Genomic DNA, 18,546 nt, shown 5'->3' with positions numbered 1-18,546 from the left:
ATCGTCCCCCCGCCCCCGATCGCGGGCCGGGCGGTGATCGCGGTCCCGCCGCCGATCGCCCCGGACCGAATCGTGGCCCCGGGCCCGACCGCGACGGCCCGCGCTGGACCAATCGCGGGCCCGGCGACGATCGCGGCTGGGATCGCCGCCGCGACGACGGTCCGCAGCGCCGCGACTGGCAGGACGGCCGGCGCCTCGCCGATCGGGGCGGCTGGGACCGCGGCTGGCGCAACGACGGCCGTTACGACTGGGGCGACTATCGCGCGAGCAATCGCGGCGCCTATCGCCTGCCGCGCTATTACGCGCCGTCCGGCTGGGGGCGTGGCTATCGCCGCTTCGGCGTCGGCGTGTCGCTGTCGCCGGTTTTGTTCGGACGCAGCTACTGGATCAGCGACCCCTATGCCTATCGCCTGCCCGAAGCCTATGGCCCCTATCGCTGGGTCCGTTATTATGACGACGCGCTGCTCGTCGACCTGCGCAGCGGTCAGGTGATCGATACGGTGTACGACATCTTCTACTGAGCATGTTGTTTTTGTCGGCGGGCGACGGCATCTCTGCTGCCATGTTCGCCCGCCGCAAGAAAGCGCCCGCCCCCTCGCCGCTCCGCCAGCAAGCCGGCGTCGCCGTCGCGCAGCGGCTCGACGCCAATCCGGCGGTGACCCGCGCGGAGGTGCCGGCGATCCAGATCTATTATCATCTCGACTTCCTCGACGCAGCGCAGTGTGAGACGCTGGTCGCGATGATCGACGCCAATCGCCGGCCCTCGTCGCTGCTCTCGGATCGCGCCGATCCCGGCTTCCGGACCAGCGAAAGCTGCGACATGAACCGCTACGCCCCCGAGGTGCAGCCGATCGACGAGGCGATCGCCGGGCTGCTCGGCCTGCCGGCCGACCACGGCGAGACCCTGCAGGGCCAGCGCTACGCCCCCGGCCAGCATTTCCGCGCCCACCACGATTATTTCCACGAGACCGAGAGCTATTGGCAGCAGATGCAGGCGTCGGGCGGGCAGCGCACCTGGACGACGATGATCTACCTCAACGACGTCGCGGACGGCGGTGCGACCTGGTTTCCGCAGGCCGGGTTCAAGATCGCGCCGCGTCGCGGGCTGCTGCTCGCCTGGAACAACATGAACCCCGACGGTACGCCCAATACCGCGACGCTGCACGAGGGGACGGCGGTGGTGGAGGGGACGAAATATATCGTCACCAAATGGTTCCGCGAGCGCTCCTGGCTCAAGCGGTAACGCCCTTGCAGCGATGAAGAGGGTGGGAGCCGGGACGACCCGCGGCGAAATCGTTGCGGCTGCTTCCTTCCGGACCTGACCGGGTTGGCGACGACCACGTCCGCCCGACTCCCGCGCAAGCCTATGGCGACGTCGGCGGGCGGGATCAAGAGCCGAGTTACGTCAACGCCCTGCGCGATTGAGTGCGACCAGCCGCTCGAACACCTCCGGATCGAGCGCCGTCATGAAGCGGCAACCGGCGGCGAACTCCTCCGCCCAGCGCACCTCGGCGGCAAGCGATCCCGCCCCGGGCAGGGTGAGCCAGATCATGCTATGGGGGATGAGGGGGCAATAGGTCAGCAGGCGGGCGCCGTGGATCGAAATGTCGACCACCTTGCACAGGGTGCGGCGCGCCTTGCCGATATCGCCGTCGATCGACACCGGCGCGCGCTCGGCGACACGCCGGCCGTGCGACACTGCAGGTTCGAACTCTGCCGCGAACATAACCTATGGTCGTAACCGACCATGGTTATGTTCGGGTAAATACGTGTCTTAGCTCTTGCGCAGGGTGAGCCCGCCGCCGAACCGCTTGTTGAAGCGCGCGACCTGGCCGCCCGCGTCGAGCATCGTGCCGCGACCGCCGGTCCATGCCGGATGCGCCAGCGGGTCGATGTCGAGCTGCATCGTGTCGCCTTCCTTGCCCCAGGTGGAGCGGGTCTCGAACACAGTGCCGTCGGTCATCTGCACCTTGATCATGTGATAGTCGGGATGGGTATCTTTCTTCACGCGTCTGCGCTCCTGATGTGGCTGGTTCCGACCAGCCTTTGCGAAGCGGCGCCCGTAGAGGAGCGCCGCGGTAAAGTCAAAACGTGATGCTTTCCCCGTTCGCACCGCGCCTGTCGGAGGACAGGTGGGATTCACCTGCCCCCCTCGGGGGTCACGGCAGAGGGGAAAGCCGGTTCGCCGCCTACGCCTTAGGCGGATCGGCGATCATCGCGGTGAAATTCGCCTCGGCGACGACCTGCCCGTCGATCCGGGCGACACCGGCGAATTTGCAGACCGAGCTGCGCTTCTGGACGAAGCTGACCTCGAGCCGCAGCAGCACGCCGGGTTCGACCGGCTTGCGGAACTTCGCGCCCTCGATCGCCATGAAATAGACGAGCTTGCCCGATCCGGCGAGGCCGAGGCTTTCGACCGCGAGGATGCCCGCCGCCTGCGCCAGCGCCTCGACGATCAGCACGCCCGGCATAATCGGCCGTCCGGGGAAATGCCCCTGGAAGAAGCCTTCGTTGATCGTCACCGCCTTGATCGCCGCGATCGACCGGTCGAGGAGCAATTCCTCGACCCGGTCGACCAGCAGCATCGGGTAGCGATGCGGCAGCGCCGCCATGACCCGCCCGATATCGAGCGGGCCGAGGGTACGGCCCTGCGCTTCGGTGTCGTCGCTCACCCGGTTGCGCCTCAGCGGCCCTGCGGGGTCGCGCGCGGCGTCGCACCGGCGGCGGGTGCCGGGGTGCCGGCGGCGGGCGCGGGCGCACCGGCCTGCTGACGACGCGCGGCGTTGGCGTAGACGAGCTGGCGGTACTGCTGCAGCAGCTCGACCGTCTGCTGCTGCGGCTGCCAGTTGGCCGGCGGGGTGATCGAGACGGTCGGCGTGCTGCGGTCGATCTCGGCGATGATGTCGCGGGTCACGTCGGTCGCCGGCGGCGCATATTGGATCGCATTGGGCGCGAGCACGATGCTGATCTTCTTGGCGGCGACGACGGCGCGCAGCGCCGGGTCATATTTGGCGGTGACCTGCTCGAGCGCATAGGCCTGCGCCTTGATCGCCGGGCCCTGCGCGGCCTCGATCGCCGGCTGCGCCTTCGCCTGCGCGGCGCGGACCTGGTTGGCGACCGCGCCATTGCCTTCCGCCGCGGCGGCCTCGGCCTGGCTGATCTGGCCGTCCTTGTTGGTGTCGAGCAGCGTGCGCAGCTGCGTGTTGAGCGTGTTCTGCGCCGCCGCAGCCTGATCGAGCTGGGCCTTGTAGGTGGTCGAGATCTGCTGGTTGGCAGCATCGAACGCCTTGGCGCTGAAGATCGCCGCATCGGCCTGCGCGGTGGCGATACCGGCGGTCTGCGCGGTCGCCGCACCGGCAAGCGCGATCGAGGCGCCGGCGAGCGCCGCCAGCGAGGTCTTGGTGATCGTCTTCATTAGAACTGAGTCCCCACATTGAAGGTAACAAGCTTGGGATCGTCACCCTTTTGCGTGACGAGCGCCTTGGCAAGATCGATCCGCAGCGGACCGAAGGGCGATGTCCAGTTGACGCCGATGCCGATGCTGACGCGCGGCGTCGGGCTGCTGCCGTAATAGGTTTCCTTGAACGGCGAGATCGACGCCTGATAGGAGATGGCGTTGGTCGACGAGCCGGCGCAGGTGCCGCCCAGCGTCGCCGAATAACCGATCGCGCAGGTGGTATAGGTACCTGCCCCGGTCGCGGCGTCGGACGGCACCTGATACAATTGCCGACCCGACGAATCGACCAGCAGCCGCTGGATCGGCAACACCGTGGTGTTGCCGTTGGCATCGGTGATCGTCGGGAAATTGGCGGTCGGCAACGGCCGCGTCAGCCCCCACAGGCTGCCCGCCTGGACGTAGATCGACGGCCGCAGACCGAGCTCGCGCGCACCGGCGCCGAGTGGAATCTCGAGCTCGGCGCGGGCGAGGTAATAGGCCCGGCCGCCGAGCGCATCGTCGACCAGCTGGTTGCGATCGGTGACGAGAATCTGCTTCCCCGTCGTCGTATCGACCGTATAGGCCTGCCGCTGCACGCGCGGGCCGACGCCGCGGATATCGAAGCCGCGGAACTGCGGTTCGCCGAGATAGAAGCGGTCGGTGATGCGGATCCGGTCGACGCCGGGGCCGCGGCTGCCTTCGAGCGAATGGATATAGCCCGCCTCGCCGACCAGCGAGCCGATGAAGCCCGAGCCGACGTTGACGAATTTCGATCCTTCGACGCGGGTGCGGATATATTTGACGTCGCCGCCGAGCCCGGCGAAATCCTGGCTGAAGCTGAACCGCTGGCCCGCAGTCGGCCGCAGGCGGCTGTTGAGGCTGTCGTAGATCAGCGAATAACCGACCGACGAGGTCCAGCGGTTGCCGATCGCCTCGCACAGATAGCGGCCGGCCTTGAGCGGATCGCAGGCGCCGTCGGTGAAATAGGTCGCCTCGTCGAGTCCGACCTCGTCATAGGACAGGCCGTAGCGGCCGGCGAGCGACCAATATTCGGTCAGCGGCACACCGGCGCGGACCTGGAAACCGGTCGACACCTGCGAATAGGTCGTCTGCCGCTGCGTACCGATATAGTTGAAGGAATTATAGTCGCGCCGGAACACGTCGACGCCGATCGCGACGTTCTTGTCGAACAGGTACGGCTCGGTGAAGCCCAGCTCGACCGACTTCGAATAGGTCGAGTAATTGACGCCGGCGCGCAGCACCTGGCCTTTGCCGCGGAAGTTGTTCTGCGTGATATTGGCCTGGATGATGAAGCGTTCGAGGCTCGAATAGCCGACCGACAGCTGCAGCTCGCCGGTGCTCTTCTCTTCCAGCGTGGTGTCGAGGATGATGCGGTCGGGGGACGAGCCGGGGACCTGCTTGATCTCCATCTTGTCCTGGAAGAAACCCAGGCTGTTGATGCGATCCTGCGAGCGCTTGACCTGGAAGCTGTTGAACGCGTCGCCTTCCGCCAGACGGATCTCGCGGCGGACCACCTTGTCCTGGGTCTGCGTGTTGCCGTTGATGTCGATCCGCTCAACATAGGTGCGCTGCGCCTGCGCGATGTGGAAGTTCATCCCCATCGTCAGCGTTTCGGCGTCGCGGTTATAGTCCGGCTGCACGTCGGTGAAGGCATAGCCGAACAGCCCGGCCGCCTCGCTCAGCTGGTCGATCGAGGTTTCAACCAGCTTGGCGTTATACCAGTCGCCCTTCTTGACCGGCAGCGACGCCGCCAGCTTCTTGTTGTCGAAGTCGCGGATCTCGCTGTCGACGGTGACGTCGCCGAACTTGTAGCGCTTCCCTTCCTCAACCACGTAGGTGATGATGAAGTCGCGTTTGTCGGGGGTGAGTTCCGCCACCGCGCTGGTGACGCGGAAATCGGCATAGCCCTCGGTCAGGTAGAATTGCCGCAGCTTCTGCTGGTCGTAGTTGAGCCGGTCCTGATCGTAGCTGGTGTTCGACGACAGCAAGCGGAACCAGCGCGATTCCTTGGTCACCATCTCGCCGCGCAGCTTCGAATCGCTGAACAGAGCGTTGCCGATGATGTTGATCTGGCGGACCTTGGACTTGGGTCCCTCGGTGATCTCGAACACCACGTCGACGCGATTCTGGTCGAGGCTGACCATCTTCGGGCTGATCACCGCGGCGAAGCGGCCCTGGCGGCGGTAGAGTTCGATGATCCGCGACACATCCTGGCGGACCGCGGTGCGGGTGAAGATCTGCCGCGGGGCGAGCTTGATCTCCTTGGTGATCTTGTCGCTCTTGAGCGCCTTGTTGCCCTCAAGGATGACCCGGTTGATGATCGGGTTCTCGCGCACGCGCAGTACGATGTCGCCGGTCTCGACGCCCGCGATCGAGAAGTCGACGAACAGGTCGGACGCCTGCAAATCCTTCAGCGCCTGATCGAGCGTCTCGGCGGTGTACGGAATGCCGACGCGCAGCTTGGTATAGGAGAGCACCGTCTCGGGCTCGATGCGCTGCGATCCCTCGACGCGCAACGTCTTGATCAGCCGCACCGGCGCGGGCGCGCTCGCCTGCGCGGCAGGCGCGGCGGTCTGCGCGGCGCCGGTAGCGGGGGCGGTCGCCGGCGTCGCGGTACGCGCGCGGCGGGTTGCGGGCGTCGGCGCAGGGGCAGGCGTCGGTGCCGGGGCCGGCGTCGCCGCCTGGCCGGTCGCCGGCGCAGCGGGAGTCGCGGCGGGCTCGGGCGCGGTCTGCGCCATCGCCGGCATGCCTGACAGCATCGTGCCGGCGAGCAATGCGGCGCTCACCGGCGCGAACTTGGAACTTCTCATCGCTGTCACTCAACCCACCCCAAATACGTCAGGATCAAATATCCGTCGGGACGCAGGACGCTGCCCTGCCCCAAGCCGCTCAGCCGATCAAGCCGGCCAGCCGCTGCCACAAACCGACTGCACTGAAATCATTGAAGGTCACGATCAGCATCAGCGCCAGCACCGCGGCGAGTCCGCCACGAAAGGCCCATTCCTGCACCTGGGGTTCGAGCGGCCGCCGGCGGATCGCCTCGATCGCGTAGAAGAAGAGGTGGCCGCCATCGAGCATCGGTACTGGCAGCAGATTGATGAACCCCAGATTGATCGACAGCATCGCGACCAGCCAGACGAAGGCGGGCAGCCCCAGCGCCATCTGCTCGCCGGAGATCTTGGCGATGCGGATCGGCCCGCCGAGTTCGTCGATCGAACGCCGCCCGCTGATGATCTGGCCGAGCGTCGCGAGCGTCCCCGAGATGATGTCCGCGGTCATCCGCACGCCTGCCGCCGGCGCGTCGATCAGCCCGACCGGCGCGAGCACCGGCTCGCCGCTGCCGATGCCGATCCGGCCGATGCGATAGGCATTGCCGAACCGGTCGCGCTGGTGGACGGTGCCGATCGCCAGCGTCCGCGTCAGCGTCTGCCCGCCGCGCGCGACGCGCAGCGTCACCGCCTCGCCGGGGCGGATCAGCGCATAGCGCGCGACCTCGCTGAACGCCGCGATCGGCTGGCCGTCGATCGCGACGATGCGGTCGCCCGGTTGCAGGCCCGCCCTGGCGCCGGGCTGACCGGCGATCACGGTCCCGATCACCGCGGGCGTGCGATCGACGCCATAGACATGCGCGAAGCCGGCGAGGATCAGCACGGCGAGGATGAGATTGATCGCCGGGCCGGCGGCGACGATGATCGCGCGCTGCCACAGCGGCTTGGCCTGGAAGGTGCGGGCGCGCTCGGCGGCGGGCAGCGCCAGCCAGGCGGCATCGGGCTGGCTCGCCGGGTTCATGTCGCCGGCGAAGCGGACATAGCCGCCGAGCGGCAGCCAGCCGAATTTCCAGCGCGTACCGCGCGAATCGGTGACGCCGACGATCTCGCGACCGAAGCCGATCGAAAAGGCCTCCGCCTTGACGCCGAACAGGCGCCCGGCGAGATAATGGCCCATCTCGTGGATGAAGACGAGCGGACCGATCGCGCACAGAAAGGCGAGCACCGCCATCGGAACGCCGGGGGACTGGATCAAGCTGGGCAATCCTTCACGCGCGACCCTTTACACGCCCCTGACCATAACCTGTTATCCGTTCGTCCGCCATTCGTCGCGCCGCGCCGTCGATGGCGAGGACCGCCTCCAGTGTGTCCGGAGCCGGCGGATCATATTGCTCCAATATATCTGCGACGATTGCGGCAATTTCGAGGAAGCCGATCCGCCGGTCGAGAAACGCCGCCACCGCGACCTCGTTGGCGGCGTTGAGGATCGCGGGGCGCGCACCGCCCGCCTCCAGCGCCGCGCGGGCGAGCGCCAGCGCCGGGAAGCGCGCCGGATCGCACGCCTCGAAGTCGAGCCGGCCGATCGCGACGAGATCCAGCGGCGCCATCGGCGTCGCCATCCGCCGCGGCCAGGCGAGCGTATGCGCGATCGGCACGCGCATGTCGCTGGGGCCGAGCTGCGCGAGCATCGAGCCGTCGACGTAATCGACCATCGAATGGATCACCGACTGGCGGTGCATCACCACCTCGATCCGCTCGTGCGGCACCGGGAACAGCCGCGCCGCCTCGATCAGTTCGAGGCCCTTGTTCATCATCGTCGCGCTGTCGACGCTGATCTTCGCGCCCATCGACCAATTGGGATGCGCGACCGCCTGTTCGACGGTGACCGACGCCATCTGCTCGCGCGTCCAGTCGCGGAACGGCCCGCCGCTCGCGGTGAGGATGATCCGCCGCACGCCCTCGGGGCGCGCAAAGTCGAAACATTGGAAGATCGCATTATGCTCGCTGTCGGCGGGGAGCAGCGTCGCGCCCGACTGCGCCGCGGCGGCGAGGATCACCTCACCCGCCGAGACGAGCGGCTCCTTGTTGGCGAGCACCACCGTGCCGCCGTGACGGATCGCCGCCATCACCGGCTCGAGCCCGGCGCAGCCGACGATCGCGCCCATCGTCCAGTCGGCCCCGGCGGCGGCATCGCAGATCGCCTGTCGTCCGCCCGCCGCCTCGGTCGCGGTGCCGGCGAGCGCCTCGCGCAATGCGGGCAGGCACGATTCGTCGGCGACGACCGCGATCTCGGCGCGGGTCCGCCGCGCTGCCGCGGCGAGCCCGACGACATCCGAATTGGCGGTGAGCGCCCGCACCCGGAAGCGATCGGGTTCGCGCTCGACGAGATCGAGCGTCGAGGTGCCGACCGAGCCGGTCGCACCGAGGATGGAGATGGTCTTCATGTCAGAAAGCGAGCGGCACGACGACGAGCAGCGCGGCGACCGGCATCACCGGCACGACACCGTCGAGCCGGTCGAGAAAGCCGCCATGGCCGGGAATGACGCTGCCCGCATCCTTGACGCCGGCGCGGCGCTTGAGGTGACTTTCGAACAAGTCGCCGAGCTGCGCGAGGATCGCAAGCAACGGCGTCGCCAGCACGAACCGGCCGGGCAGTCGGTAGAGCTGCGCCATCGTCATCGCCAGCACCGTCGCCAGCGCGATCCCGCCGATCAGCCCCGCCCAGGTCTTGTTGGGGCTGGCGCGCGGCGCGAGCTTGGGTCCGCCGATGCTGCGCCCGGCGAAATAGGCGCCGATATCGGTCGCCCAGACGAGGCTCAGCGCCCATAAAGCGTTGCGCAGCCCGTCGGGCTCGTGCCGGATCAGCAGCAGCGCATAGATCGGCAGGCCGCAATAGAAGATGCCGAGGCCGAGCTGCGGCCGCCGGGTGATGATCGTCAGGAAGAAGAAGGCGCCGGCGAGCAGCCCCAATGCGAAGAAATCCGGACCCGCGGCGAGCGGGCACATGATCGCCAGCGGCACCGACAGCACATATTGGCCGAGCCGCTTGGTCTTGGCGTCGGCGCCGTTGAGGTCGCTCCACTCGGCCATCATGAACACGCCGATGGTGACGACGACCAGCCAGAAGACGAACCCGCCGAGCGCCAGCGCGACCAGCGCGAGCGCGACCAGCGCCAGCCCGGTCAGCGTGCGCGTCGCCAGTTCCGATCGGCGGCTGCCGGACGGCGCGTCGCTCACAGGCCGCCGTAGCGCCGCTGGCGCTGGCCGAACGCCGCGATCGCCTCGGCGAGCGTGTCGGCGGTGAAATCGGGCCAGAGGGTGTCGACGAACAGCAGCTCGGCATAGGCCGCCTGCCACAACAGGAAATTGGACAGCCGCTGCTCGCCCGACGAGCGGATGACGAGATCGAGCGGCGGCAGCGCCGCGGTGTCGAGCTCCGCCTCGATATCGTCGGCGGTGATCGCCGCGGCGTCGATCTCGCCCGCCGCGGCGCGGGCGGCGAGCCGGCGCGTCGCCGCGACCAGCTCGGCCTGCGACCCGTAGTTGAGCGCGATCACCAGGATCGGGCCGCTGTTGTGCGCGGTCTTGGCCATCGCATCGTCGACCAAGGCGACGAGATCGGGCGCGAAGCGGCGATAGTCGCCGATCACCCGCAACCGCACATTCTCCTCGACCAGTTCGGCGAGATCGCTGCGGATGAACAGCCGCAGCAGGCCCATCAGCGCGCCGACCTCATCCTCCGGCCGGCGCCAATTCTCCGACGAAAAGGCGTAGAGCGTCAGCGCCTCGACCCCCATGGCGCGCGCCGCGCGGGTGACGCGGCGCACCGCCTCGACACCCGCCTTGTGCCCGGCGACGCGCGGCAGATGGCGCGCCTTCGCCCAGCGGCCATTGCCATCCATGATGATCGCGACATGGCGCGGCACGGCCGCATCGACCGGGACGGAAGAGAGGATCGGAGCGGTGCTCATGGGGCTGATTTCCGAGGCGCGGCGGAACGCCCGCGCCGGCAGGGGCCGGACGCGCGTCCGGTCACTTGCCGAGGATTTCCTTCTCCTTGGCGGCGGCGGCGGCATCGAGATCGGCGATCGTCGCGTCGGTCAGCTTCTGCACCTCGGTCTCGTGGCGCTTGCGCTCGTCCTCGCCGAACAGGCCCTTCTTCTCGTCGGTCTTGAGCGCGTCCATGCCGTCGCGGCGGACGTTGCGCACCGCGATGCGCGCGCCCTCGGCATATTTGTTGGCGAGCTTGGCGAGTTCCTTGCGACGCTCTTCGGTCAGGTCGGGGATCGGCAGGCGCAGCGTCTGGCCGTCGTTGATCGGGTTGAGCCCGAGACCCGCCGACCGGATCGCCTTTTCGACCGGACCGACGTTCGACTTGTCCCACACCTGTACCGACAGCATCCGCGGCTCGGGCACCGAGACGGTGGCGACCTGCACCAGCGGCATGTGGCTGCCGTAGACTTCCACGGTGACCGGATCGAGCAGCGCGGTCGAGGCGCGGCCGGTGCGCAGGCCGTTGAGATCGTGCTTGAGCGCTTCGACCGCACCCGCCATCCGGCGTTCGAGGTCGGCCTTGTCATAGGCTGCCATGGTTTACTCCTGTTCGTTCTGGACGACCGTCGACACGCCATCACCGCCGAGCACCGCGGCGAAATTGCCGTGTTCGCGGATGTTGAAGACGACGATCGGAATGTTGTTGTCGCGGCACAGCGCGATCGCGCTGGCGTCCATGACCTTGAGGTCGTCGGACAGCACCTTGGAATAGCTGACCGTGTCGTAGCGCGTCGCGGTCGGCACCTTCTTGGGATCGGCATCGTAGACGCCGTCGACCGACGTGCCCTTGAACAAGGCATCGCACTTCATCTCGGCGGCGCGCAGCGCGGCCCCCGAATCGGTGGTGAAGAACGGGCTGCCGACACCCGCCGCGAAGATCACGACGCGGCCCTTTTCGAGATGCCGTTCGGCCCGGCGGCGGATGAACGGCTCGCACACCGACGCCATCGGGATCGCCGACTGGACGCGCGTCTCGACGCCGATCTGCTCGAGCGCATTCTGCACCGCCAGCGCGTTCATCACCGTCGCGAGCATGCCCATATAGTCGCCGGTCGCGCGCTCCATGCCGCGCGCCGCGCCCGAGATGCCGCGGAAGATATTGCCGCCGCCGACGACGATGCAGAGCTCATAGCCCTGCGCCTTGACGTCGGCGATCTCCTCGGCGACGCGCGCGGTCACGGCGGGATCGATGGACAGGCCACTGCCCTCGCCCATCAGCACTTCGCCGGACAGTTTCAACAAGATGCGTTTGAAGCGCGGCGCGAACGTCATAAGTTCCTATCGCTGGTGGGAGAAAGCGTGCCGGACCTTAGGCGCGCGCGCGGCGTGGGGCAACCTCCGGCGCGCTACGGTTGCAAACGGCGGCGGATGTTTGCGCCGGTTAGCGGGGCGATGAGCCGGGCGACCCGCCGTTGCGCAGGGCGGCGGATTCCTGACGCCGTTCGTGGTGCGCGTGACGGATCAGCCCCCGTCCGTCACGCCGGACTCGTTCCGGCCTCCACCACTCCGCACGCCCGGACGCCGATTATCACGCGAGGACGCGAAGATGTCTTGCGCAATCGCGCCGCCTTTAGTCATTCGCGCGGAGGCGCGGAGGCGCGGAGGCGCGGAGGCGGTCGGGCGGGCTCCAGCACTCGCCACAAAAGTACAAGCTCCTGCCGATGCAGGAGCCCTAGGCGGCCCTTCGCGACCCGTCTTCGCTCCGCTCGACCGTGGATTCCTGCGTTCGCAGGAATGCGGCGGCTCCGGACGCACGAAGGGCGCCGCACGAACCCGCGCGGCGCCCTCCCGAAGCCGACTGCGCCGAAGCGCTGCGTTTACTTCTGGGCGACGCCGCTCGCCGCGGCGACCTCGGCGGCGAAGTCCGAGGCTTCCTTCTCGATGCCCTCGCCGAGCTGGAAGCGGACATAGTCCTTGAGCACGATCGAGGCGCCGGCGTCCTTGGCCGCCTTGGCGACGACGTCGCTGATCTTGGTCTTGCCGTCCATCACGAACAGCTGGCTGACCAGCGCATGCTCCTTGCGGAACTTGGCGATGCCGCCTTCGACCATCTTGGCGATGATGTCGGCCGGCTTGCCCGATTCGGCGGCCTTCTCGGTGGCGATCGCGCGCTCGCGCTCGATCTCCGCCTCGTCGAGGTCTTCCTCGTTCAGCGCCTTGGGGAAGGCCGCGGCGATGTGCATCGCCAGCTGCTTGCCGAGACCCTGCAGCACTTCGTCCGACGCGTCCGATTCGAGCGCGACGAGCACGCCGATCTTGCCGAGACCCGGCGACGCCTGGTTGTGGACGTAGGAGACGACCGCACCCTGCGACACTTCGAGCCGCTTGGCGCGACGCAGCGACTGATTCTCGCCGATCGTCGCGATGTTGTTGGTGAGCACTTCGGCGACGGTGGTGCCCGACGGCATCGCCTCGGCCTTGAGCGCCTCGACGTCACCGCCGGTGGCGAGCGCGATCTGCGTCACTTCGCGGACGAACTGCTGGAACTGGTCGTTCTTCGCGACGAAGTCGGTTTCCGAATTGACCTCGACCGCGGCACCCTTGGTGCCGGCGGTGGCGACGCCGACCAGACCTTCGGCGGCGGTACGGCTCGACTTCTTCTGCGCGGCGGCGAGGCCCTTGGTGCGCAGCCAGTCCAGCGCGGCATCCATGTCGCCTGCGGTCTCGTTGAGCGCCTTCTTGCAATCCATCATGCCCGCGCCGCTCTTCTCGCGCAGGTCCTTGACCATCGCTGCGGTAACTTCAGCCATGTTGCATATTCCTTGTTCTGAATGTGTTTACGGGCGAGGCAGGGCGTCGCCCTACCCCGCCCGCATGACGGTTCGGCGACGCGGGTTACGCGTCGATCTGGCGCTCGGCCTCGGCGCCCGCACCAGCGAGCGTGCCGGCGCCCTGCTGCTCGGGCTCGGCCGCCGGGGTCGGCACGGTCAGCGCCTCCTCGACCGGCGCGACGTCCTGCGCACCCAGGTCGACGCCGCGGCGCGACTGCTGCTCCTGGTTGCCGCGCGTCGCGGCGATGGCGATCGCCTCGCAATAGAGGCGGATGGCGCGGCTGGCGTCGTCATTCGCCGGCACCGGGAAGGCGATACCGTCGGGCGAGACGTTCGAATCGAGGATCGCGACGACCGGGATGCCGAGCGTATTGGCTTCCTTGATCGCCAGCTCTTCCTTGTTCGCGTCGATCACGAACATGACGTCGGGCACGCCGCCCATGTCGCGGATGCCGCCGAGGCTGAGCTCGAGCTTGTCCTTCTCGCGGGTGAGCTGGAGCACTTCCTTCTTGGTCAGGCCGTGGGTGTCGCCCGACAGCTGCTCTTCCAGCGACTTCAGGCGCTTGATCGAGTTGCTGATCGTCTTCCAGTTGGTGAGCATGCCGCCCAGCCAGCGGTGGTTGACGAAATGCTGGCCCGAACGGCGCGCCGCATCGGCGACGGCGTCCTGCGCCTGGCGCTTGGTGCCGACGAACAGCACCTTGCCGCCGCTGGCGACCGACGACGAGACGAACTCGAGCGCGCGGGCGAAGAGGGGAACGGTCTGCGACAGGTCGAGGATGTGGACGCCGTTACGGTCGCCGAAGATGTAGGGCTTCATCTTCGGGTTCCAGCGGTGCGTCTGGTGGCCGAAGTGCGCGCCGGTCTCGATAAGCTGCTGCATGGTGACGACGGGAGCCGCCATAGGATGATTCCTTCCGGTTGAGCCTCTGGGAAGCGGATGACGCGGACCGAAGTCGCACGCACCGGGCTATGATGCTTCCCATGCGGTGTGTTGAGGCGTGCGCCCTAGCCGCCCGGACGCGAAAAGGCAAGATGGTCCATCCCACTTGACTCGTGGAACGCAACCGGAACATAAAGCGTCCGAAGCGAGGACACGGCGAATCTATCCTGGTTTAGCTGCGATGCGGCGGTCCAAACCGGGAAAACACAGAACACGCCGGGAACTCACCGATTAAACAATGGTTAAGCGAGTTATCCACAGGCTGCTCGCGCCTGCCAGGGAGTTGGTCCGATGGTTGCAGTCGTCAGTGTTCTCGTATTCTCCGGTGCGTTCGCCACCGCCGCCGGCGTGATCGCCGTGACGATCGCGCCGCAATGGCAGCGGATCGTCCGCCTCGCTTCGGGGCATATCGAGCCTGCCTTCGCGCCCCTGTCGCAACTCGCGCTGGCCGAACGCCGCATCGCCGTCAGGCGCTGGGCGTCGACCTCGCTTCCGGCAGACCGCCGCCAGCGCGCTGCCGCCTGACCCGGGCATAACTGGCGACGCTGAACGGGATGGTCGCCAGATAGACGACGCAGATCGCGCTCAGCGTATGCCAGGGCGCCGACACAAGAGCCGCACCGAGCAGCACCACACCGGCGATCGCCTCGAAGCGGATCGTCCGCCGCAAGCGCAGCGATCCCCAGGAGAAGGTCGCGACGCTCGACACCATCAGCAGTGCGATGAACGCCACCCACATAGCGACGAGATAGGGGTTGGCGAAGATCGGCTGGTCCGTCCAGAACCAGAAATAGAGCGGCAGCATCGCCAGCCCCGCCCCCGCCGGTGCGGGCACGCCGGTCAGGAAGCCGGCGGATTTATGCGGCTGGTCGTCGGCATCGATCGCGGCGTTGAAGCGGGCGAGGCGCAGGGCGCAGAACACCGCGAGGATCAGTGCGCTGATCCAGCCGAGCCGCGGCAGCGCGGCGAGCGCCCACAGATACATGATCAACGCCGGCGCGACGCCGAACGATATCGCGTCGGACAGCGAATCGAGCTCCGCGCCGAACCGGCTCTCCCCATGCAGCATCCGCGCGATGCGGCCATCGAGCCCGTCGAGCACGCCGGCGATCATGATCATCGTCACCGCGCTCTGCCATTCGCCGCCGATCGCGAAGCGCACCCCGCTGAGACCCGAACAGAGCGCGAGCGCCGTCACCGCATTGGGCGCGACCGCGCGCAGCGGCAGACCGCGCGGGCGGCGGGGCAAGCGGCGCGGCATCGCAACGCGGGCGGATTCCGGATCGCGTGGCTCCATCACTGCGCGATCCCGGCGACGGGTGTGCCGCCGACGCGGCCGATCACCGTCTCGCCGGCGATCGAGCGCTGGCCGAGCGTCACCTGCGGGATGATGTCGTCGGGGAGGAAGACGTCGACGCGGCTGCCGAAGCGGATCAGACCGATACGCTGCCCGGTCGCGACCATGTCGCCCGGCTTGACGAACGGCACGATGCGCCGCGCCACCAGTCCGGCGATCTGGGTGAAGCCAATCCGCCGCCCGTCGCGGCCTTCGACGACGATATGCTGGCGCTCATTCTCGTCGGACGCCTTGTCGAGATCGGCGTTGAGGAACTTGCCGCTGATATAGACGACCTGGCGGATCGTCCCGGCGATCGGCGTGCGGTTGATGTGCACGTCGAACACCGACATGAAGATCGACACGCGGGTCAGCGGCGCCTCGCCCAGCTCGCCGACCAGTTCGCGCGGCACGGGCACCTTCTGGATCATCGTGACGAGGCCGTCGGCGGGCGCGATGATCAGACCGTCGCCGACCGGCGTGGTGCGGATCGGATCGCGGAAGAAGGTCAGCACCCAGACGACGACGCCGAGCAACGGCCAGAACAGCACCTTGGTGACGAGCGTCGCCAGCAGGGTGATGCCGAGCGCGATCGCCGCATATTTGTGGCCTTCGGGATGGACGGTGGGAAAGCGCCACTTGACCGTGGTCGTCGGCAGCGGGCTGGTCGGGGGCTTTTCAAGCGATGGCATAACCGCGCGGTTTACCCGTGTCGTTCATGCAACACAATCACCGGCTCGCTCCGTCGTGCCCGCGGCACCGTCCGCCGGCCTGCCGCCGCGTCTGCCGCGGCACGCGCGCCAAGCCGCGCGCGCGGGTTGATCCCCTGCCCGCTTGTGCCTAGACGACGGGCCAATCCCCCTCACAGGAAGCGCATATGGCCAAGATTCAGGTGAAGAACCCGATCGTCGAGATCGACGGCGACGAGATGACGCGGATCATCTGGGAATGGATCCGTGAGCGCCTGATCAAGCCCTATCTCAACATCGAGCTCGACTATTACGATCTCAGCGTCGAAAACCGCGACGCGACCGAGGATCAGGTGACGGTCGACGCCGCCAAGGCGACGCAGCGTCACGGCGTCGCGGTCAAGTGCGCGACGATCACCCCCGACGAGCAGCGCGTCGAGGAATTCGGCCTCAAGAAGATGTGGAAGTCGCCCAACGGCACGATCCGCAACATCCTCGGCGGCACGATCTTCCGCGAGCCGATCGTCATCCAGAACGTCCCCCGCCTCATCCCGGGCTGGACGCATCCGATCGTCGTCGGCCGCCACGCCTTCGGCGACCAATATCGCGCGACCGACTTCCTCGTCCCCGGCGCCGGCAAGCTGCGCCTCGTCTTCGAGGGCGTCGACGGCCAGACGATCGACCGCGAAGTGTTCGAATTCCAGAGCTCGGGCGTCGCGATGGCGATGTACAATCTCGACGATTCGATCCGCGACTTTGCCCGCGCGTCGATGCATTACGGCCTCAACCTTAAGTGGCCGGTCTACCTCAGCACCAAGAACACGATCCTCAAGGCCTATGACGGCCGCTTCAAGGACCTGTTCGCCGAGGTGTTCGAGACCGAGTTCAAGGACAAGTTCAAGGAAGCCGGCATCGTCTACGAACATCGCCTGATCGACGACATGGTCGCATCGGCGCTGAAGTGGAACGGCGAGTTCGTCTGGGCCTGCAAGAACTATGACGGCGACGTCCAGTCGGACCAGGTCGCGCAAGGGTTCGGCAGCCTCGGCCTGATGACCTCGGTGCTGCTCACTCCGGACGGCAAGACCGTCGAGGCGGAAGCGGCGCACGGCACCGTCACCCGCCATTATCGCCAGCACCAGCAGGGCAAGGCGACCTCGACCAACCCGATCGCGTCGATCTTCGCCTGGACCGGCGGCCTCAAGTATCGCGGCAAGTTCGACGATACGCCGGAGGTGACCAAGTTCGCCGAGACGCTGGAGCGCGTCTGCATCGAATGCGTCGAGCAGGGCCAGATGACCAAGGATCTCGCCATCCTGATCGGCCCCGAGCAGCCGTGGATGACCACCGAGCAGTTCTTCGAAGCGGTGCGCGCCAACCTCGAACAGAAGATGGCCAATTGGGCCTGATCGTCGGGTGACGTGAAAAAGGGCTCGGAAGCAGATGCTTCCGGGCCCTTTTCATGTCCGCCCTGGCGGATCGGGTCGGCGCGACGCGGTCAGGCGCCGCCAGGTACGTCGCCGTGATTGCCGTAACCCGCACCGGATTCTTCGGTGTCGTTGCTCTCGTCGGGCGCCTGCGGTTCGCGCGCGTCGTCGGGCTGGTCGGCGGCGGTGTCGGGATCGGTCATCGTCGTTCCTCCGGTTGCGGATATCCGGGCCAACCCGCGGGCGGCCCGGGACGTTCCGTCAGTGGCTCGCGGTCTCGCCCGCGGCGCGCAGCCCGGCATATTTGCGCGTCACCTCCGGCAGGCTGTCGAGCACCCACGCCGCCATCCGCTGCTCCTCGCCGAGCGATTCGGTCAGCAACCGCTGCTGGCTGGCGAAGCCGCCGAGATCGGCGAGCGTCAGCAGCCCGGTGTAGCTGGCGATCTCGAAATTCTCGAAGGCGTAATTGGCGAAGCTGTTCTTGAGGATCTCGTCGGGCGCGAAGACATGGGCGAGCGCGGCCATGTTGCCGCTGAGGCTGAGGCCGAGGTCCTTGATCGCCGACGGGCGGGCGTCGAAACCCGACAGGATCTCGTCGATCCGCTGGATCTGCTGCTCGGTCTCGGCCCGGTGGCGGCGGAGCTGCTCGGCGACCTCGGGATAATGGGCGAGGTGATCGAGCTGACGGTCGATCAGCGCGAGCGCCTGATGCTCGACGCCATGGGCGTTCTTCAATCCGGTGACGAACAGGTCCTGCGCGACGCTCTGGTCTGGGGCGATCGAAGCCATATGCCTGCCTCCTGCTGCGTGTGATTCGCTGCGTTCAACGGCCGGGGTTGCGCAGGGATGCAGCAAAACGTCTTGATCTGAATTAGTTAGCCAGCTCGAACAGATCGACGCCGGTGTTGCTCGTGACACGTCGATAGCGCGCGGCCAGCGCCCGGCGGACGAGGATGACAGTCGGGCGGCGGCGGTTGCGGGCGATGTCGCCGACCGCGATCACCGGCGGGCGCGTCGCCAGGATGCGCGCCACCTCCGCGGTCGGATCGGTGCCGATCGCGCCCGCCTCGCCCACCTCGACCAGATGGGAGGGAAAGGGGGA

Annotated in this window: 21 protein-coding genes, 1 other RNA gene and 1 pseudogene; 4 read left to right on the top strand and 19 right to left on the bottom strand. The window is 67.5% G+C overall.

What is annotated here, in order from left to right; all coding sequences use genetic code 11:
- On the top strand, positions 1-521 hold a 521-nt coding region (locus tag BW41_RS15540), incomplete at its 5' end, for an RcnB family protein (RefSeq protein ID WP_037535432.1).
- Between the two features lie 2 nt (positions 522-523).
- Positions 524-1,243: a 2OG-Fe(II) oxygenase gene (locus BW41_RS15535; protein ID WP_373276467.1), complete on the top strand. Its 720-nt coding sequence runs from the start codon at positions 524-526 to the stop codon at positions 1,241-1,243.
- An 18-nt stretch (positions 1,244-1,261) separates the two neighbouring features.
- Here BW41_RS15535 and ffs read toward each other — a convergent pair.
- The 14 genes from ffs to rpsB all read right to left on the bottom strand — a co-directional run bounded on the left by ffs (position 1,262) and on the right by rpsB (position 13,953).
- An RNA gene (gene ffs / locus BW41_RS20710) (signal recognition particle sRNA small type) lies at positions 1,262-1,359 on the bottom strand.
- Between the two features lie 46 nt (positions 1,360-1,405).
- Entirely contained in the window at positions 1,406-1,726 is a 321-nt protein-coding gene (locus BW41_RS15530; protein WP_037535431.1) for a PilZ domain-containing protein, read from the bottom strand.
- A gap of 48 nt (positions 1,727-1,774) precedes the next feature.
- On the bottom strand, positions 1,775-2,008 hold the full coding sequence (rpmE, locus tag BW41_RS15525) for a 50S ribosomal protein L31 (RefSeq protein ID WP_037535430.1): 234 nt from the start codon (positions 2,006-2,008) through the stop codon (positions 1,775-1,777).
- Between the two features lie 181 nt (positions 2,009-2,189).
- Complete coding sequence (gene fabZ, locus BW41_RS15520; RefSeq protein ID WP_037535429.1) at positions 2,190-2,672, bottom strand: 3-hydroxyacyl-ACP dehydratase FabZ; 483 nt, start codon at positions 2,670-2,672, stop codon at positions 2,190-2,192.
- 11 nt (positions 2,673-2,683) lie between these two features.
- Positions 2,684-3,415, bottom strand: a complete 732-nt coding sequence (locus BW41_RS15515; RefSeq protein ID WP_037535428.1) for an OmpH family outer membrane protein — start codon at positions 3,413-3,415, stop codon at positions 2,684-2,686.
- Positions 3,415-6,267 (bottom strand): outer membrane protein assembly factor BamA, encoded by a 2,853-nt coding sequence (bamA, locus tag BW41_RS15510; RefSeq protein ID WP_037535427.1) that lies wholly within the window; start codon positions 6,265-6,267, stop codon positions 3,415-3,417. The genes BW41_RS15515 and bamA overlap by 1 nt, the downstream gene beginning before the upstream one ends.
- A gap of 79 nt (positions 6,268-6,346) precedes the next feature.
- Entirely contained in the window at positions 6,347-7,480 is a 1,134-nt protein-coding gene (gene rseP, locus BW41_RS15505) for an RIP metalloprotease RseP (protein WP_037535426.1), read from the bottom strand.
- A 13-nt stretch (positions 7,481-7,493) separates the two neighbouring features.
- A complete protein-coding gene (locus BW41_RS15500) occupies positions 7,494-8,669 on the bottom strand; it encodes a 1-deoxy-D-xylulose-5-phosphate reductoisomerase (protein WP_037535425.1) in 1,176 nt (391 codons plus the stop codon).
- A gap of 1 nt (position 8,670) precedes the next feature.
- A complete protein-coding gene (locus BW41_RS15495) occupies positions 8,671-9,462 on the bottom strand; it encodes a phosphatidate cytidylyltransferase (protein ID WP_037535424.1) in 792 nt (263 codons plus the stop codon).
- Positions 9,459-10,196, bottom strand: a complete 738-nt coding sequence (locus tag BW41_RS15490) for an isoprenyl transferase (protein WP_051583542.1) — start codon at positions 10,194-10,196, stop codon at positions 9,459-9,461. The genes BW41_RS15495 and BW41_RS15490 overlap by 4 nt, the downstream gene beginning before the upstream one ends.
- A gap of 61 nt (positions 10,197-10,257) precedes the next feature.
- On the bottom strand, positions 10,258-10,815 hold the full coding sequence (gene frr / locus BW41_RS15485; protein ID WP_037535423.1) for a ribosome recycling factor: 558 nt from the start codon (positions 10,813-10,815) through the stop codon (positions 10,258-10,260).
- Positions 10,816-10,818: 3 nt separating this feature from the next.
- On the bottom strand, positions 10,819-11,550 hold the full coding sequence (pyrH, locus tag BW41_RS15480; protein WP_037535422.1) for a UMP kinase: 732 nt from the start codon (positions 11,548-11,550) through the stop codon (positions 10,819-10,821).
- A gap of 545 nt (positions 11,551-12,095) precedes the next feature.
- The gene (gene tsf, locus BW41_RS15475; protein ID WP_037535421.1) at positions 12,096-13,028 is read right to left on the bottom strand and encodes a translation elongation factor Ts; all 933 of its coding nucleotides are present in this window, start codon (positions 13,026-13,028) and stop codon (positions 12,096-12,098) included.
- 85 nt (positions 13,029-13,113) lie between these two features.
- Positions 13,114-13,953 carry a 30S ribosomal protein S2 gene (gene rpsB, locus BW41_RS15470; RefSeq protein WP_037535420.1) on the bottom strand — a complete coding sequence of 280 codons (840 nt, stop codon included), beginning with the start codon at positions 13,951-13,953 and terminating at the stop codon, positions 13,114-13,116.
- Positions 13,954-14,283: 330 nt separating this feature from the next.
- Between rpsB and BW41_RS15465 the strand changes: the two genes are divergently transcribed.
- Positions 14,284-14,517: a hypothetical protein gene (locus BW41_RS15465; RefSeq protein WP_037535419.1), complete on the top strand. Its 234-nt coding sequence runs from the start codon at positions 14,284-14,286 to the stop codon at positions 14,515-14,517.
- Here the strand turns inward: BW41_RS15465 and BW41_RS15460 are convergent.
- Entirely contained in the window at positions 14,459-15,253 is a 795-nt protein-coding gene (locus BW41_RS15460) for a CDP-alcohol phosphatidyltransferase family protein (RefSeq protein ID WP_037535433.1), read from the bottom strand. The genes BW41_RS15465 and BW41_RS15460 overlap by 59 nt on opposite strands.
- 35 nt (positions 15,254-15,288) lie before the next feature.
- Positions 15,289-16,020, bottom strand: a complete 732-nt coding sequence (locus tag BW41_RS15455; RefSeq protein ID WP_037535418.1) for a phosphatidylserine decarboxylase — start codon at positions 16,018-16,020, stop codon at positions 15,289-15,291.
- A 185-nt stretch (positions 16,021-16,205) separates the two neighbouring features.
- Between BW41_RS15455 and BW41_RS15450 the strand changes: the two genes are divergently transcribed.
- A complete protein-coding gene (locus BW41_RS15450) occupies positions 16,206-17,426 on the top strand; it encodes an NADP-dependent isocitrate dehydrogenase (RefSeq protein WP_037535417.1) in 1,221 nt (406 codons plus the stop codon).
- Between the two features lie 89 nt (positions 17,427-17,515).
- On the opposite strand, the gene BW41_RS21980 is transcribed toward BW41_RS15450, so the two are convergent.
- From BW41_RS21980 to BW41_RS21380, 3 genes and pseudogenes are all read right to left on the bottom strand, one after another.
- A complete protein-coding gene (locus BW41_RS21980) occupies positions 17,516-17,647 on the bottom strand; it encodes a hypothetical protein (RefSeq protein ID WP_268747123.1) in 132 nt (43 codons plus the stop codon).
- Between the two features lie 58 nt (positions 17,648-17,705).
- Positions 17,706-18,233, bottom strand: a complete 528-nt coding sequence (locus tag BW41_RS15445) for a ferritin-like domain-containing protein (RefSeq protein ID WP_037535416.1) — start codon at positions 18,231-18,233, stop codon at positions 17,706-17,708.
- Between the two features lie 82 nt (positions 18,234-18,315).
- Positions 18,316-18,546 (bottom strand): annotated as a pseudogene (locus BW41_RS21380) (hypothetical protein); the annotation flags it as partial.

This window comes from Sphingomonas sp. RIT328, assembly GCF_000632225.1.
In the GTDB taxonomy this organism is placed as follows: domain Bacteria; phylum Pseudomonadota; class Alphaproteobacteria; order Sphingomonadales; family Sphingomonadaceae; genus Sphingomonas; species Sphingomonas kyungheensis.
Note: the sequence above shows the minus strand (reverse complement) of the source record. Positions and strands in the feature narration are given on the sequence as shown.